The sequence below is a fragment of the Cobetia sp. SIMBA_158 genome, from assembly GCF_046566945.1.
GTDB lineage: Bacteria > Pseudomonadota > Gammaproteobacteria > Pseudomonadales > Halomonadaceae > Cobetia > Cobetia amphilecti.
Map to the genome: position 1 here is coordinate 132,996 of NZ_JAWJYL010000002.1, position 16,349 is coordinate 149,344.

Consider the following 16,349-nt stretch of genomic DNA (forward strand, 5'->3'; position numbering starts at 1 on the left):
ACTCTATGCCAAAAATGCAAGCATAAAGGAAGCCATGCAATGGCCAAGGTCAGGGTCAGTCGGACCGCACGCGTACCCGATCCCATGCGCGTCAGGCGCTATCTGAAAGCCCCCGAAGTCGGCCCGCGCGTGCTGTTCTTCAGTGGCGGTACCGCGCTGACCGGGGTCTCGCGCACCCTGACCCGCTATACCCACCACAGCATCCATCTGGTGACGCCGTTCGACTCCGGTGGCAGCTCGGCCAAACTGCGCGACGCCTTCTCGATGCCCGCCATCGGCGATCTGCGTTCTCGCCTGATGGCGCTGGCCGATGACAGCGTCCTGGGCCATCCCGATATCTATCGCCTGTTTACCCACCGCCTGCCGCGTGAAGCGCGCCCGGAGATGCTGCACGCCACGCTGCGCGAACTGGCGGCCGGACGTCATCCGTTGACCATGGCGGTCGCGGAACCGATGCGCACCCTGATCTGCCATCAGCTGGGCTTTCTCATCGACGCCATGCCGGAAGGCTTCGATCTGCGCGGCGCCAGCATCGGCAATCTGATCATTGCCGGTGGCTATCTGAACCATCACCAGCAGCTGGATCAGATCATCTTCCTGTTCTCCAAGCTGGTGCACGTGCGCGGCACGGTGCGCGCCGTGGTCAATGCCGATTGCCATCTGGCGGTAACGCTGGAAGATGGCCGCGAGATCATTGGCCAGCACCGCATCACCGGCAAGGAAGTCGCCCCTCTCGATTCACCCATCGCGCGCATGCGTCTGGCCGCGGCAGAGGGCGACCACCATGTCCCCGTGGTACCGGAGCTGCACGCCAACAATCGCCAGTTGATCGAGTCGGCCGAACTGATCTGCTTCCCTCCCGGCAGCTTCTACTCCAGCGTGCTCGCCAATCTGCTGCCCAAGGGCGTCGGGCGCGCGGTGCTGGCCAACCCCTGCCCCAAGGTCTACATCCCCAACTGCTGCCCGGACCCGGAGCAGACCGGCAAGCGTATGGATGAGCTGGTCAGCGTATTGCTCGACACCCTGTGTGCTGACCTCACCGGTCGCATGGAAGACTGTCCCACCGAGAACCTGCTCAACATCGTGCTTCTCGACAGCCAGCGCGGTGACTACCCTGGCGGCCCCTGCATCGAGGCGCTCGAGCGCATGGGCATCACCGTGATCGACACCCGCCTGATCAGCGAGCAGAGCGCGCCCTACTACGACAACGAGCTGCTGGTCACCGCGCTGCTGTCGCTGGTGTGATGCCAACCGCGAGCCGCTCGACATGAAATGCTCGGCATGAGTTGCTCTGCATGAACTGCTCTGCATGAACTGCTCTGCAGAACAAGAACGCCCCCGCCTGCCAACAGCAGACGGGGGCGTTCTTTTGTCAGATACGACGTCGGGGCTTAGATCACGCCACGCACCGCGCCGAGAATCACCATCCCCAGCACCAGCTTCCAGGGTGCCAGCGAGAAACGCGTCAGAGCGATGAAGGCGGCCAGAGCGATCACCAGGTCCGTGCGGCTCAGCACGCTGGTGGTCCACAGCGGGTCATAGAGCGCCATGCCCAGCACGCCCACCACGGCCGCGTTGGCGCCGGCGAGCGCAGCGCGCGCCCTGGCGCGGGCGCGCAGACGCCCCCACAGTGGCGCCACACCAATCAGCAGCAGAATCCCCGGCAGAAAGATGCTCAACAGCGCAATGACGGCACCGAGCAATGCCGAACCGCCGCCCACCTGCGCCATGCCGGCCCCCAGCCAGGCGGCAAAGGTGAACAGCGGCCCCGGCACTGCCTGAGCGGCGCCATAGCCGGTGAGGAAGGTATCGGCCGCGATATGGCCCGTCTCGACGGTGGAGGCCTCCAGCAGCGGCAGCACCACGTGCCCGCCCCCGAACACCAGCGCCCCGGCACGGTAGAAGATATCGACCAGACTGCCGGAGGCCACCAGCGGCAGGCCGATCAACAGCACGAAGAACGCGACCAGGCAGTAGCGCGCCAGGCGCGTCGAGACCGGCAGTGACAGCCCCGCTGCCTGGACTTGCTGGCGCACGGATGCCGCCTTGTCATCACGACACAGCAGGCTGCCGAGTACTGCGCCCATCGCGATCACCCCGACCTGCGCCCAAGCGCCCTGCGCCAGCGCCAGGCCCAGCATGGCCAACAGCGCCAGACAGGTACGCCGCAAGTCCGGGCACAGCTTGCGCGCCATGCCCCAGATCGCCTGGGCGACGACGGCCACCGCCACCAGCTTCAAGCCGTGGATCACCCCCGAGGCCAGCGGCCCTTCGAGGCTGCCCGCCACCAGTGCCAATACCAGCAATGCCAGCGCAGACGGCAAGGTGAAGCCGATCCACGCCAGTATCCCGCCCATTACACCACCGCCACGCACCATGCCCAGCGCGAAACCGACCTGGCTGCTGGCCGGCCCCGGCAGAAACTGACAGAGCGCGACCAGCTCGGCGTAGGCCTTGTCACTCAACCAGCCTCGCCTGCGTACCAGCTCATCGCGGAAGTATCCAAGGTGAGCAATCGGGCCGCCGAAGCTGGTCAGCCCCAGCGCGAGGAAGGTGCGCAGCACTTCACTGCGCCGCGCCTTGTCGCTCGCAAGCGGGGCATCAGGCGTCGCAGGATCGCGCTCATGCTTTGCAGTTTCATCCGGATGTGACATGACGTTTCTCTTGGAGCGGAAAGGAAAGGATAACGATCAGAAATCCAGCGAGGGGCTTATGTGAGAGCTATACGAAAGAATTTTCACTTGCTGACGCTACGGTGACATCAGGTGAATGCGCAATGTCCTGATTCTCGCCCCTTGCATCACCCACCAGACTATCGCCGCCAGATGACAGGAAGCCCGCCCCATGGTTGGGACGGGCTTCCTGCATAAGGGCTTAGGCGTCAGGTGCCCGGCGAAGGCTTCAGTTGGCCGACGTTTCCTGAGTGGAGGCATGCTGCGTGTCCGAGGGCAATGCGATGGCCATCACGGCACTCGCCGCCACCAGTGCCGCCGACCACCACAGGCAGGCTTCCAGACCATAGCCCTGATAGAGCCAACCGGACAGCAACGTGCCCAGCAGGCGCCCCATGGCGTTGGCCATGTAATAGAAGCCGACATCCATCGACACGCCTTCACTGCGCGCGAAGCGCACGATCAGGTAGCTGTGCCAGCTGGAATTGACGGCGAAGATGACGCCGAACACCAGCAGACCGATGATCAACCACTCAAGGGGCGCCAGCCCCAACAGGATGGCCGCACTGCTGTCGCCACCCAGCTCGGCGTCCAGCGACATGCTCGCCATCAGCGCGGGCAACAGCGCCAGCACGCCGGCCAGCAGCACGGTCATCCAGCGCACGCCCGCATCACCGCTCAAGCGACGCGCGATCGGCCCGGTGATGTGCGGGGCCTGGGTCTGCACCCCGCCGTAACCGATCACCCATGTGGCCATCAGGATACCAACCGTCCAGAAGTTCCAGCCATGCACCTCGGCCAGATAGACCGGCAAGGCGACCACGAACCAGACATCACGTGCAGCGAACAGGCACATGCGCGCCGCCGACAGCACATTGACCGCCCGCGAGGTCGAGAACATCTCACGAAACGCCGGCTTGCGGCTGGCCTTGCTCTGCCCTAGCGATGCCGAGAGCTTGCGCAGTGACAGCACCAGCACCACGGCCAGCATGAGCCACATGGCCAACACCGTGCCCTGGAAGCCGATGAGACTGAGCGCCGCGCCACCGAGGAAGAAGCCCAGGCCCTTGAGGGCATTCTTGGAACCGGTCAGCAACGCGACCCAGCGATACAGCGAGCTCTGCGATTCCGCCGCCTGCTGCCCCTTCGGCACCAGCACCTTGATGGCGCTCTTGGCGCTCATCTTGTTGAGGTCCTTGGCGATGCCCGACAGCGCCTGGGCGATCATCACCCAGATCACCGTCAGCATGGGCTCCGGCACCAACAGCATGCCGAGCGCTACCAGCTGCATCGCAAGCCCGGCATTCATGGTGCGATTGAGGCCGAGCCTTGCCCCCAGCCACCCGCCGACCAGGTTGGTGACGACACCGAAGGCTTCGTAGAACAGGAACAGCAGCGCGATATCCAGCGCCGAATAGCCCAGCGAATGGAAATGCAGCACCACCAGCATGCGCAGTGCACCATCCGTCAGCGTGAAGGCCCAGTAATTCCCCGTCACCAGCAGGTACTGGCGCACCTCATGGGGCAGCTCTCGCAGGCGGGCAAGCATTTCAGCGCTCCTGTGTGCTGGCGTCGGCCAGATCACCCAGGCCCACTTTCAGCGCCAGCTCTGCGGTGCGGTTGGCATAGCCCCACTCGTTGTCATACCAGGCGTACAGCTTGAGCTGGGTACCCGCGACGACCATGGTCGAGGGCGCATCGATGATGCTGGAGCGGGAATCGGTACGGAAATCGATCGACACCAGCGGGCGTGTCTCGTAGCCCAGCACGCCGGCCAGTTCGCCTTCTGCCGCGCTCTGCAGCGCCTGATTGACCTCTTCCACCGTCACTTCGCGGTTGAGCTCGAATACCATGTCGGTCAGGGAGGCATTGGCCAGCGGCACGCGAATGGCGTGGCCGTTCAAGCGGCCTTCCAATTCTGGGAAGATGGCGCTGATTGCCTTGGCGGAGCCGGTGGTCGTCGGAATCAGGCTCATGCCGCAGGCCCGCGCGCGGCGCAGGTCCTTGTGCGGCGCATCCAGAATCGTCTGGGTATTGGTGATGTCGTGCACGGTGGTCATGGAACCATGACGAATGCCGAACTGCTCCTGAATCACCTTGATCACCGGTGCCAGGCAGTTGGTGGTGCAGCTGGCCGCCGTCACGATGCGATGCTGTTCTGCGTTGTAGAGGTGATCGTTGACGCCCATGACGATGTTGAGCACGCCCTCTTCCTTGACCGGCGCGGAGACCACGACCCGCGCGACGCCCTGCTCGAGATAGGCGTTCAGCACCTCGGTGCTCTTCTTCTTGCCGGAGGCCTCGATCACCACATCGCAGCCCGACCAGTCGGTATCACCGATCTCACGTTGGCTTGAGAATGCCGTGCGCTGACCATCGAGGGTGATGGAATCCGCGTCGCTGGTGATACCGGCGCCCGGCGACCACTGGCCATGCACGGAATCGAATTCCAGCAGATGGGCGAAGGTCGCGGCATCACCACCCGGGTCATTGATACGCACCACGTCCAGCGCGATATCCTCGCGCAGCTTCCACAGCGCGCGCAGGGCGAGACGACCGATGCGCCCGAAGCCGTTGATACCGACGCGCAGGGCCGGCATGCCCTCCGGCACGCTGATGGACGAGGAATAGGACGGAGCGCTATGAGCAGGACACATGGGCATTTCCTTGAGAGTGTTCAAAAAGATTCGGCTAACGTTCTACGCCCTGTGCGCTCAGCAGCAGCGCACAGGGCGGTTGGGCATCGTCTCCAGCCACGCCACCCAGCGCGACACCTCGCGGGCGTTGGCCTGACAGAGAGTCGCGAGAATCTGATGGCACCAGGCAGGCAGGTCAGGTGCCAGGCGGTAGTGCACCCACTGGCCACGCCGCTGACTGGTCAGCAGGCCAGCATCTCTCAGCTGGGCGAGATGCCGCGAGACCTTGGGTTGGGAGATGGGCATGGCGCGCTGCTCCAGCAGCCAGATAAGCTCACAGACACACAACTCTTCCATCTGGGCCAACAGCTGCACGACGGTCAGGCGAGTGTCCTCGGCAAGGCACTTGAAGACCTGCAATGGTGTCAGGCGGGCCGCCATGTCTCCCGCTCCATCAATAACGTCATTGGTTGACGGTTTCATGGCGATGTCCTCGCGTATGCCTGAGCCATCTTGCTCCCCTCTCGATTCCCCCACCCGATTCCCACTCCCGCCCCCCTCTCACCAGCACCTGACGCATGGCAAGGCAGGTTGCCTGCCAGCCGGCTGAAGCGCGGTGACATACGAAATATCATATATGTGTTTTCCCATATATCAAGTGACACATGCATGACAGTTAGATGACAGTCGGTGCGTGAATCGATGGCAGCGATGGAGAGCGAGTGGAGGGTGAATGGAGGGCGAATGAAGCGCGATCAGAGTGTCGCTTGGCTCGGTGTACCAGCGGGTAGGCGGTCACACCATCGCCACTGTTGCGCAAACGGCACGCATATGTTGCCTGGCCTCAAAAGCGAATGCGCTTGCGAACAAAAGTCGAGCAGCGTTAGTGTGTGCCCATCAAGCACACCAAGTGCCCTTTTGAATCACGCATCCCTCGTGATGCACAGGAGAGACAAATGGCGGATTTCGCACAAGTCGTCGATAGCAACTACACCCAGGAAGTCATCGAGAGCGAGCAGCCGGTACTGGTCAAGTTCTGGGCACCGTGGTGCGGACCGTGCAAGATGCTCGACCCGATCGTCGAATCCATCGCCGAAGAACAGGGTGATGCCCTCAAGGTTGTTGCCATCAATGTCGATGATGCACCGGACCTCGCCGCCCAGAATGGCGTCCGCGGCCTGCCGACCATCGCGCTGTTCAAGTCCGGCGAGAAGCTCGAAGCCCTGACCGGTGTCCAGCCGAAGGAAAACTTCGATGCCATGATCTCGCGTCACGCCTGATCGAATCGGCCTCTGGCCGCAAGGCACTGACGCTGAAATGAAAAACGCCCTCCATGAGGGCGTTTTTTTGGTCTGCACGGTGCTTTAGGTTACTCTATGCCCATGATTTTTCAGGCAATTATCGTCATCGAGAAATCCCTGCCTTCAAGTTTTCGCTCATCGCGACAGTAACACCAGCATTACCACGACAAGGAAACATTGATGCCTGACCCCGTCCGTTCGACCCGACATCTGGGCATGGTCGCCCTGCTTACCGGCCTGCTGACGGGCTGCGCCAACGGCCATACGACCCTGCCGGCCACTACCTCAGCGCTCAAGGCCGGGCCTGCCTACGGTGAAATGCGCTCTGTCGCCGTCATGCAGATTCGCCCCGGCAATGTGGCGGTGACGCCCAATGGGCAGGTCTTCGCCACCATCCACCCGATGGATGGAGATCACGACGTGCAGCTGGTCGAGATCACCGGCCAGAACAGCTACCGTGCCTGGCCCTCCCCCGCCTTGCAGACGCATGCCGGCCGCTACAGCGACGCCACCATCGATTCCCCGCTGGGCATCTACCAGGATGGCCAGGGCGGTCTGTGGATCACCGACATGGGGCTGCATCTGGGCAAGACCCGCCTGTGGGGCTTCGATATTGCCTCGGGCAAGCTGATCACCAAGCTGACTCTGCCTGCGAATATCGCCCCCGAGGGCAGCTTCGTGCAGGACCTGGCAGTGGACCGCAGCCGTGGCGTGGCCTATCTGGCAGACATCGCCAATCCGGGCTTGATCACCGTCGACCTGGAGAGCGGCAAGGCCACCCGCTTCAGCGAGCACCCGGCGCTTGAGGCAGAACCCGGCGCCAAGCTCAAGATCGATGGCAAGGACGTCCAGTTCAATGGCAAGCCTGCCAAGGTCGGCGTCGACCCGATCACCCTGTCCGGCGATGGCGAGACAGTCTTCTTCGGCGCCATGACCGGCCACAGCTGGTACAGCGTACCGGCCAGACTGCTGCGCGAAGGCGCCGATCACTCCACCATCGCCGCTGCCATCACGCGCGTCGGCGACAAGCCCGTTTCCGATGGCGCGGATACCGCCGGGGGCATCCACTACTTCACCAACCTCAATCAGCATGGGCTGGATGTACTGGGCGCCGATGGCAAACTGACGCCGCTGGTGCGCGATGAGCGTCTCGACTGGCCGGATGGCGTGCGCATGGCAGCCGACGGCTGGCTCTATGTCACCGTCAACCAGCTCGACAGCACGCCGCCCTTCAATGACGGCAAGGACAGCGGCCAGGCGCCGTACCGTATCTTCAAGGTCTGGCCGGTCGATAATTGAGTCGATAATTGAGACGGCTATAAAGAGGTCCATCGAGTCGACCCTCTGAACGACAACGCCCGCATTCCTTGGTCAGGAATGCGGGCGTTGTCGTTTCTCATCCTGTTGAAACCCTGCTGGACACTTGCAGGAGGACTGAACAATACTGACGACAAACAAACGTTTGAATTTGCACTGACCAGCATCGTGTCAAGCCAGCCCAGTGACAAGCCCAGCCCAAAATAAAAAGAGACCTGATCGCCATGACCGAACGCTTGCCGGATACCTGCCCCGCTACTGCCAGTGCGCTTTCAACAGCGCCACAGAATCACGACACGGCACAACACCCCGCCCGCTCAAATGGTGAACACGAGTGCGAGATTGCGGCGGCAGACGGCTATCGCCTCGCGGCGAGCGTGCATGAGCCTGACCTGCATCCCGCCAGCGTAAAGGGCGTCGTCCTTCTCCACCCCGCCACTGGCGTGCCGCAGTCCATCTATCGCGCCTTCGCGCAGGCGCTGGCCAGCCGCGGCTTCCATGTGGTGCGCTACGACTATCGCGGCATCGGCCGCTCGGCGCCTCCCAGACTGCGTGGCTTCGCCGCCAGCATGTCCACCTGGATCGATCAGGATGTCGAGGGCGTGACCCGCTGGGCCGCACAGCGCTGGCCAGAGTTGCCGCTTCTGGCAGTGGGCCACAGCATCGGTGGTCACGCCGTGGGCCTGAGTGACTCGAGCCGCCTGCTGAGTGCCGCGGCGCTGGTGGCCTCCCACGCAGGCTGCCTGCATTTCATCAAGCCGCTTGGCGAGCGCCTTCGGGTCACGGCCCTGCTCAAGGTGATCGGTCCACTGACGTCGCACACCCTGGGCTATGTGCCGGGGCGGCGGCTCGGCATCGGCGAGAATCTGCCCCGTGGCGTCGCCCTTGAGTGGAGTCGCTGGACCAGCCTGCCACGCTACTTCTTCGATGATCCCTCCATGCACGCAGAACGCCGTTTCGCCAGAGTCACCCAGCCATTGCTGGTATTGGGTTTTGACGATGACCCCTGGGCGACGGCCCCCGGCATTGATCTGCTGACCGGCTATTTCACGCAAGCCACATTGGAGCGCCATCAGATCGACCCACGCCAACACGCTACGGGGCCCATCGGGCATATGGGGTTCTTCCGCCGCCAACATCGAGACAGCCACTGGCCGTTGGTGATCGATTGGCTGGAACGCCAGGCGGCAGCCGCTCGGGGGAAATGAAGCCGCCTATGCGAGTTTCATGGCCGCAATACGCAAGACGGCAGCCCGAGGGCTGCCGCTGTCATGCTGTCGTTGTCTTTCTGCAAGGCACCACATCAATCGGGCTGTCGAAATATCACGAACTCGTGCTCACATTGCGGGCAATGCCCCGAGTAGACCGCCCCGGACTTGCTCAGGCGTACGCTGTGATGCTCGCAGGCCGGACAGCCCTGCTTGAGTGATGTATTGGCGTTGCAGACCTGACATTTGACGTAATAGCCGTAGGGGCCGTAACGCCCCAGCAGTGCATCTTTTTCCTGACATTTCTGGCACTGGGCACGCACTTCCGGTGGCGCTTGCGTGGCGGCGGAAGCCTTCAAGTGTGCGGTGATTCTGTCGAGATGCTCGCTCAACTGTGGCGAGGCCAGGCACGCTTCCGGCACTGGCGACCCGACAGGTGCCTCGGCTGGCGGCGCTGGTGTTTCGGCTCTGGTTTCAGCTTTGGGCTTAGCGACACTCTCGGCGCTTGCCTTCGCCTCATTGACTGCCGCGGCGGCGGGGATGGCAACTGCCACTGCACTCGAAGCGCCTCCCTGCCTGGCCATGGCGTGCTGCTTCTTATTACAGCGCTCCTGGTCGTCAAGCTCATGACTGCCAGGCGCATTGTCGCCAATGCCATTGCTGCCATGAGCACTGTAGCCCGCGCCATTGTTACCGAGATCTTTGTTGGCGAGGGCTTTGTTGGCGAGGGCTTTGCTATCAGATTCGCGGATACCACCCTCATTGATCGCCCATCGACTCGCGGCACTGTCAGCGGCGTCTGGCGTCTTCGCTGCCGGCGGCGGGCGACGACTCACCTCGCGACGAACGGTCTCGACGGCATGCGCGCGACGCGAACGGGCGTCCTGCTTGAGCAGAAACTCGCTGACACGCTCAAGCTCATCCTTGGTGAACTCCGGACGCGTATCGAACAGCAAGGCACGCTTGACCATCGAACGCGCCCCGATCAGACCACTGACCTGCTCGTGAAGAAACTCCGGCTTCACCACCTGAGCCGAGACCCCCTTGGCCATATCGTCACGGTGCACGATGGCATTGCTCGAGACGGCGCACAGCACTTTCCATTGTCGACCGGCAAAACCGCCTTGCAGCCCCAGGGTCTTGTTCATCAAACGAGTGCGATGCTCGATCAACAGGCGCTTGAGAATATCCTGCTGCAATTCCGCCTGACGCAGTGGTGACTTGAGCCCAGACCAATTGCCTCGATAGCTGCGCTGCCATTCACCTGCCGCATTGACCCTGACTTCACCAGTGATGCTTTTCGACTCGATGATAATGAAGCCGAAGGGATGCATGACCAGATGATCGATCTGGGCATTCTCCTCACCGTATTTCAGTCGCAGATCATTGAAGATCACGACCTCGGGGTCGTCCCCGAAGGCACGCCGTAGATGGAAGGCCACATCCTCTTCCTGGCGGTGACCGTACCTGGCGCGCTCATCGTCGCCACTGTAGGCCTCTTTTTCCTTGGCTATCATCTGCTCGTCCCTGAAGCGCTGATTACATCCTTGTCAGCCCAATATATCGCTATTGCCCGTGAAATACGCCATGCAACATGCGTCAATAAACAGATTTCATCAAGAGATTATAAACTTTATTTAAATCAGCCCGACTCCACTGCCATGTTTCTGGAGCGGGATAATCGTTAAAACTCTGCGCCAGGACATATCCGCGCCACTTTACCCGCTGTTGTCAGGACAAGTCTGGGGCACCAGACATCAGCCACTCACAGCGTCAGGCGGGTGGCGAGAAACTCGACGAAGGCGCTGATGCGCGGCGACAGCGTACTATTGCGGTAATAGACCGCCTGGATCTGCTCGCGGGGATTGGGACTCTGGATCTGGCCGGGCAACACTTCCACCAGAGCGCCGGTCTTGAGGTCATTGCCCAGCATGAAGCGCGAGATAAGCGCGATACCATGCCCCGCCAGACACAGCTGACGCATGACTTCGCCACTGGTGGTCGGCAGATGAGGTGTCGTGTCAAAGCCCTGTGCGGAACCCTTGAGCGGCCAGCGATTGAGACGACTGGGGGGCAGGAACCCCAGCAGCTGATGGGTCTGCAGCGCGGCAACACTGGACGGCACACCATGCTCGGCCAGATAGGCGGGGCTTGCGACCAGATGCAGCGTGGAGCGCCCCAGCACCTTGGCGTGCAGCGTGGAGTCATCCAGCTCGCCGATGCGGATGGCCACATCGGTACGCTGTTCCAGCAGGTTGATGATGTCATCGGCCGCTGACAGCTCCAGCGCGATGCCGGGATAGCTGCGCGAGAACTCCGCGACCAGCGGTACCAGCTGATGCAGCACGAAGGGGCTCGCGGCATCGACACGCAGCCTCCCGCTGGGCTGATCGCGCTGCTGCAACAGGGCCTCTTCGGCACTGCCGAGCAGCAACAAGCCTTCGCGCACGCGCTCGACGAAACCGCGCCCCTCATCGGTCAGCGCCACGCTGCGTGTGGTGCGATTCAACAGCGGCGTTTCCAGCTCACCCTCCAGGCGCTGGATGGCCCGAGATACCTTGGCCACCGGAATGTTCAACCGATTGGCGGCGGCGCTGAAGCCCCCGCTATCCACCACGGCCAGTAGCAACTCGAGGTCATCCGAACGGCTGCGCATGCTGTGATCTCCTTGAAAGTGCAAGATGCATGGTCCCATGCATCTTTGCAGAAATCACAATAATGATGCGCTTCATGATCGCTGTTGCAATATTGCTTGCCGCTCGGGTCACGGCCTCCATACCGAAACGGCCTGCCGATCCATGCAGGAAAGGCAGGCCGTCTTGCGCATGCAGTGACGTCTCGCAATCGCTTACAACATGTCACTTACCTGAATGACCGGCTCAGTATTCGTGAAGTTGGGCAGATCAGCCAGAATCCTTTCGGCATGCGGCGCAAAGGCCGCCTGAAAGTCCTCGACTGATGCAAATTGGAGTGAGCCTATCGCGATATACGGCGCCGACTCATTCTGCGCCCCGCCACTCACTCCGCGCACAACCCCGGTGTCCTTGAGCACATCGCCCAGCAACTCAGCCACCAGGGGCAGATGTGTCTCGCGATAATAACCAAAGTCGAAGCTGGCCTGGGGACCATTGGGATACAGCACATTTACCTGAATCATCAAGACGCCCTCCACGAGGCGAGCAGGGGGAAGCCAATATCAGACTGACATCTCACTCAGAATGATGTCATCGGCATAGCTCTGGTAAGCCGCTTCCAACTGCTTGGCCATCGGGTCCGGGAAGAGGTGGAAATCGCCTGCCTTCAGCGCCTCGATGATACCTGCCGCGACAGTTTCCGCGCCCGGCGCATCATCAAAGCCGGCATTCTTGCCCATATCGGTGGCGATCGGCCCCGGGTGGACACTCAGCACGCTCACGCCCTTCTCGCCAAGCTTCTCCCTGAGGCCCTGGGTCACGGAGTAGCTGGCCGCCTTGGAGGCACTGTAGGTGGTCATATCTCCGAAGGTCTTGATGGAAGCGATGGAGTTGAGCTGTACCAACGTGCCCTTGTTGGCTTCTAGAACCGGAGCAAAGGCTTGTGCGGTACGCAGCAGGCCAAAGACATTGACGTTGAATTCCTGCTGCAGAGCAGACTCGGCACCTTCGTCCAAGGGTGATACCAGATTCATCACGCCAGCATTGTTGACCAGTATCTCGACATCACGTGTCTGTTCCGCCAATGCCTTGACAGAGGCTTCATCGGTGACATCCACCGGCAATGCCACCACCTTGTCGCCGTACTGTTGCTGAAGTTCTTGCGTGTTCTCAGGATTACGCACGGCCAGATAGATCTTGGCGACACCGTTGTCGAAGAATGCCTCTACGATCGCCTTGCCGATACCGCGGTTGGCACCGGTCACCAATGCCACCTTGCCTGCGAGGGAATAGCTCATGTCATGTCTCCTGAATCGGGGAAGTTCGACCGACGGAATTTCTTACCGGTCGGTATGAAATAAACCCTAAACCGATCGGTACGTTATTGCAATGCATAGGCCTTCATCTTCCCCGACTCCCGATACCTGATGAGCAGATGACCTTTCAGAAACGCCAAGGGCCCTCCTGAGAGAGCCCTTGTGGGACGATATCAATACGCAGAGTGAATCAGCGCAGCGTCACGAGCCCGATGCCACGCAGTGTCGTAACGATGACGGCTTCAAGCTCATCCGCTGGCACACCGGATCGCGCCATTGCGGCAGTTCCCTTCAGAACGGAATAGACAGTGAGCGCATTGGCATCCGCCGAGGTATTGAGCCCCAGCGCAATGGACTCGGGATCATGAGCGAACAGCGTCGCGAACATCTCGCGCGCCATATGGTCCTCACTCTCCAGCAGGGCCTGTGCTTCCTGTGGCAGATCGCCAGCCGCGACCTCTGACTGACACAGCACCAGGAGGCAGCCCCGCGGCTGTGACGTTGCCGCCTGCATCCTCACTACCGAGCACATGTAGTCATGCAGACGCTTGCCCAACGTGGCATCAGGTGTCCGAAGGTGTGCGAAGTGCGCATGCATTTCCGTCTCGAGATAATGGCGTGCCGCCTTCATGAATAGCGCCTCCTTGTTGCCAAAGGCGCTGTACATGCTGGTCTTGTTGATCCCCATCTCTTGGGTCAGGTCGGACAGCGATGCAGCGGTATAGCCCTTTCGCCAGAACACTTCCATCGCCCGCTGCAAGGCGATGTGCTCGTCAAACTCGCGCTTGCGTCCACCGGCCATCTCAATGACTCCTCTCTAGGCATTCACCTGACTATCAGGTCATGCGCGTCTTATATCGCTATTGTACCAGATGGTAAGAAACGCTATCCAGGCGACGCCGTCGTCAACCATGGCCTGCATAAGATGACGCCTAGAGCCCACTACGGCGGCGTTCGCCGGGGCGCAGCATCCTGACCCGCGCCTTGGGGGTGCGCCGCGGCAATGACGGAGGCGCCGGTGGTGTCTCCAGCTGACCCGAGGGCGAGACATCGCTGGCACCGATCGAGCCGCCCAGCGTCGTCGCGAATTCCGAGCGCTGACGAGGTATGCCATCTGGGGCGGCGTGCACGCCCTCGCGACTCTCCCCGTCCATGCCCGCTGCCCGCGACGGGGCCTGATCATGCCTCTGGCCACTGTCTTGCGAAGCCAGCGGGGGTGGCGGGATGATCACCCAGGCAAAGGTCGGCAAGGTCAGATGCCAATAGATCGCCGGCAGGCGAATCGCCAGTATCAGCAAGATGGCAGCACCGGTGGCCCACGCCAGGCCAACGCCCGCCTCGAGAAGCGCGATATAGAGAATGCCACCCGCCAGCGACGCCGAGGCGTAGATTTCCTGACGCAGCACCATCGGCACACGGCGCGCGAGCACATCACGGATCATGCCACCCGCCACGCCGCTCATGGTGCCCATCAAGACGGCCACGATGCCATCCACGCCCAGCATGCGCGCCTTGTGCGCGCCCAATACCGTAAACAGCGCCAACCCGAAGGCATCGGTCACCGGCAGGAAAACCCGCGTCAGGCGATGGATATAATGAAAGCCGAGCGTCGCCACCATTACCGTCAACAGGATGACCCACAGATAGATCGGCTGCTCGACCCAGAACACCGGGCCGATTCCCAGCACGAGATCGCGCAGCGTACCGCCCCCGATAGCGGTCACCGCGCCCAGCACCAGCATGCCGATCGGGTCCATGCGTGAACGGCACGCCACGACGACACCGGTCAGGGCAAAGATCATCACACCGGCCAGGTCGAGCCAGGTTATCCAGTTCATTCTCGTGAAGCCTCCTGCAGTGCGCTGGCGTGCGCATGAAACAATGGCGTGTATGCTTGTCGCGAACCGTGATGGCCTCTTCTGCCAAGTCGTCTGCTGCGATGGCGTTTCGGCTCAGCGGCGCGATCATACTCCCTTTTGCGGCTCTTTTTGCGCCCTTGGCACCATCCGCGCCTCCTTGAGGGGCGGAGGACAATGACCCGCCTCAGGGCGTGGCCTGACCACGGCGAGCGGTCGCGCTGGGCGGCTCACCGAATCGTTGGCGATAGGCACGCGAGAAGTGCGCCAGATGCGTGAATCCGACGCCGAGGGCCGCCTGGGAAACGCTGCGACTGCTGTCGGCCAATACACACCGCGCATGATCCAGGCGCATGCCGAGATAGCGCTGCTTGGGCGCTTCCTCGAAGTGAGCCATGAACAGGCGCGTCAACTGGCGCTGGGATTGGCCGACCAGACGGCAGATGTCGGGGATCGTCAGCACCTGGGCAAGATTGGCCTCCATCACGGCCAGCGCCTTGACCACACTGCGTGGCAGCGAATCGTCTCGAGCGCTGACAGTAGCAGGCGACGCCATATGCCCGCGCTGATGCACCAGCTGCCGCCCGACGGCGTCCGCCAGCGACGGTCCGTACAGAAACTCGATCCACGCCAGCATCATGTCGATACTGGCCGCGCCGCCAGACCCCGTCAGCCGCTCGCCCTGCCATTCATAGTCGGCCTGACTGATCTCGAGTTGAGGAAATTCCTCGCGAAAGGCCGGCACGCTCTCCCAGTGCAGGGCGACCCGATGACCGGCGAGCACCCCGGCGCGCGCCAGAATGAAGGGGGCGGTATCCAAGCCTCCCAACCAGGCGCCGTGGGCTGCCAGATGACGAATCACGCCACGCGCCAGGCTGCCGACGCTGACTTCCGGCCCGTAGGATGACACCACCATCAAGCGCGTCTGCGCCCCACTCTGGCCACCCGACTGCGTGTCATTGACCAGAGACGACAAGGCACCATCGACATCGATGCGCACGCCATTGCTGGCCACGACAGCCTCGCCATCACTGGACAGCAGACGCCAGGCGAACAGAGACCGTCCGAAGCGATTGGCGACCCTTAGCGGTTCCAGCAGGCAGAACAACGTCAACATCGAGAAGCGCGGCACCAACCAGACATTCAGCGTGTGCTCGGCGGCCCCCGGTGCCAGCAGCGGCGGTGAATCCGGGCGCGGATACGGCGCAGAGAGGGGCTCCGATGCCGTCGCTAGAGGAGGCATGCGGGATGGCGCGGGCTGTTCTGAAAGCCCAGAGGATCCAGAGGGGTCGGGCTGCGGTTCAGACATGAGGCAAATTTCATCAACTTGTGGCCATTTGCCTCAACCTTACCCGTGTCAGGCACGGGAGGTAAGTGGCACAGAGTTGAGACAGGTCATACCGGATGAAA

General features: G+C 62.0%; 15 protein-coding genes and 1 pseudogene. 5 read left to right on the forward strand and 11 right to left on the reverse strand.

Annotated elements, in window-relative coordinates; all coding sequences use genetic code 11:
• Positions 1–39: 39 nt before the first annotated feature.
• The gene (locus R2R70_RS04590) at positions 40–1,245 is read left to right on the forward strand and encodes a GAK system CofD-like protein (protein ID WP_107334613.1); all 1,206 of its coding nucleotides are present in this window, start codon (positions 40–42) and stop codon (positions 1,243–1,245) included.
• A 146-nt stretch (positions 1,246–1,391) separates the two neighbouring features.
• Here the strand turns inward: R2R70_RS04590 and chrA are convergent, their stop codons facing one another.
• From chrA to R2R70_RS04610, 4 genes are all read right to left on the reverse strand, one after another.
• Entirely contained in the window at positions 1,392–2,654 is a 1,263-nt protein-coding gene (gene chrA / locus R2R70_RS04595) for a chromate efflux transporter (RefSeq protein WP_410977392.1), read from the reverse strand.
• Between the two features lie 247 nt (positions 2,655–2,901).
• Positions 2,902–4,221, reverse strand: coding sequence for an organoarsenical effux MFS transporter ArsJ (gene arsJ, locus R2R70_RS04600; RefSeq protein ID WP_410977393.1), 1,320 nt, complete (start codon positions 4,219–4,221; stop codon positions 2,902–2,904).
• Position 4,222: 1 nt separating this feature from the next.
• The gene (locus tag R2R70_RS04605) at positions 4,223–5,272 is read right to left on the reverse strand and encodes an ArsJ-associated glyceraldehyde-3-phosphate dehydrogenase (RefSeq protein WP_410977568.1); all 1,050 of its coding nucleotides are present in this window, start codon (positions 5,270–5,272) and stop codon (positions 4,223–4,225) included.
• 114 nt (positions 5,273–5,386) lie between these two features.
• The gene (locus R2R70_RS04610) at positions 5,387–5,749 is read right to left on the reverse strand and encodes a metalloregulator ArsR/SmtB family transcription factor (RefSeq protein ID WP_410977569.1); all 363 of its coding nucleotides are present in this window, start codon (positions 5,747–5,749) and stop codon (positions 5,387–5,389) included.
• A 515-nt stretch (positions 5,750–6,264) separates the two neighbouring features.
• Between R2R70_RS04610 and trxA the strand changes: the two genes are divergently transcribed.
• The 3 genes from trxA (at position 6,265) to R2R70_RS04625 (ending at position 9,134) form a co-directional block, all read left to right on the forward strand.
• Positions 6,265–6,588: a thioredoxin gene (gene trxA / locus R2R70_RS04615; protein WP_054557199.1), complete on the forward strand. Its 324-nt coding sequence runs from the start codon at positions 6,265–6,267 to the stop codon at positions 6,586–6,588.
• Positions 6,589–6,789: 201 nt separating this feature from the next.
• Positions 6,790–7,908, forward strand: a complete 1,119-nt coding sequence (locus tag R2R70_RS04620) for an L-dopachrome tautomerase-related protein (protein ID WP_410977394.1) — start codon at positions 6,790–6,792, stop codon at positions 7,906–7,908.
• A 242-nt stretch (positions 7,909–8,150) separates the two neighbouring features.
• A complete protein-coding gene (locus R2R70_RS04625) occupies positions 8,151–9,134 on the forward strand; it encodes an alpha/beta fold hydrolase (protein WP_410977395.1) in 984 nt (327 codons plus the stop codon).
• A gap of 95 nt (positions 9,135–9,229) precedes the next feature.
• Here the strand turns inward: R2R70_RS04625 and R2R70_RS04630 are convergent, their stop codons facing one another.
• Entirely contained in the window at positions 9,230–10,576 is a 1,347-nt protein-coding gene (locus R2R70_RS04630; protein ID WP_410977396.1) for an NERD domain-containing protein, read from the reverse strand.
• Between R2R70_RS04630 and R2R70_RS04635 the strand changes: the two genes are divergently transcribed.
• Complete coding sequence (locus R2R70_RS04635; RefSeq protein WP_410977397.1) at positions 10,565–10,822, forward strand: hypothetical protein; 258 nt, start codon at positions 10,565–10,567, stop codon at positions 10,820–10,822. The genes R2R70_RS04630 and R2R70_RS04635 overlap by 12 nt on opposite strands.
• 77 nt (positions 10,823–10,899) lie before the next feature.
• Here R2R70_RS04635 and R2R70_RS04640 read toward each other — a convergent pair whose 3' ends face one another.
• The 6 genes and pseudogenes from R2R70_RS04640 to R2R70_RS04665 form a co-directional block, all read right to left on the reverse strand.
• Positions 10,900–11,790: a LysR family transcriptional regulator gene (locus R2R70_RS04640; protein ID WP_153635964.1), complete on the reverse strand. Its 891-nt coding sequence runs from the start codon at positions 11,788–11,790 to the stop codon at positions 10,900–10,902.
• Between the two features lie 192 nt (positions 11,791–11,982).
• Positions 11,983–12,291, reverse strand: coding sequence for an EthD family reductase (locus R2R70_RS04645; protein WP_107334605.1), 309 nt, complete (start codon positions 12,289–12,291; stop codon positions 11,983–11,985).
• 39 nt (positions 12,292–12,330) lie between these two features.
• On the reverse strand, positions 12,331–13,065 hold the full coding sequence (locus tag R2R70_RS04650; RefSeq protein WP_410977398.1) for an SDR family oxidoreductase: 735 nt from the start codon (positions 13,063–13,065) through the stop codon (positions 12,331–12,333).
• A gap of 208 nt (positions 13,066–13,273) precedes the next feature.
• Positions 13,274–13,885, reverse strand: coding sequence for a TetR/AcrR family transcriptional regulator (locus R2R70_RS04655; RefSeq protein WP_107334603.1), 612 nt, complete (start codon positions 13,883–13,885; stop codon positions 13,274–13,276).
• Positions 13,886–14,300: 415 nt separating this feature from the next.
• Positions 14,301–14,921, reverse strand: a pseudogene (locus tag R2R70_RS04660) (trimeric intracellular cation channel family protein); the annotation flags it as partial.
• 205 nt (positions 14,922–15,126) lie between these two features.
• Positions 15,127–16,182 (reverse strand): GlxA family transcriptional regulator, encoded by a 1,056-nt coding sequence (locus R2R70_RS04665; RefSeq protein WP_410977399.1) that lies wholly within the window; start codon positions 16,180–16,182, stop codon positions 15,127–15,129.
• Between the last annotated feature and the right edge of the window lie 167 nt (positions 16,183–16,349).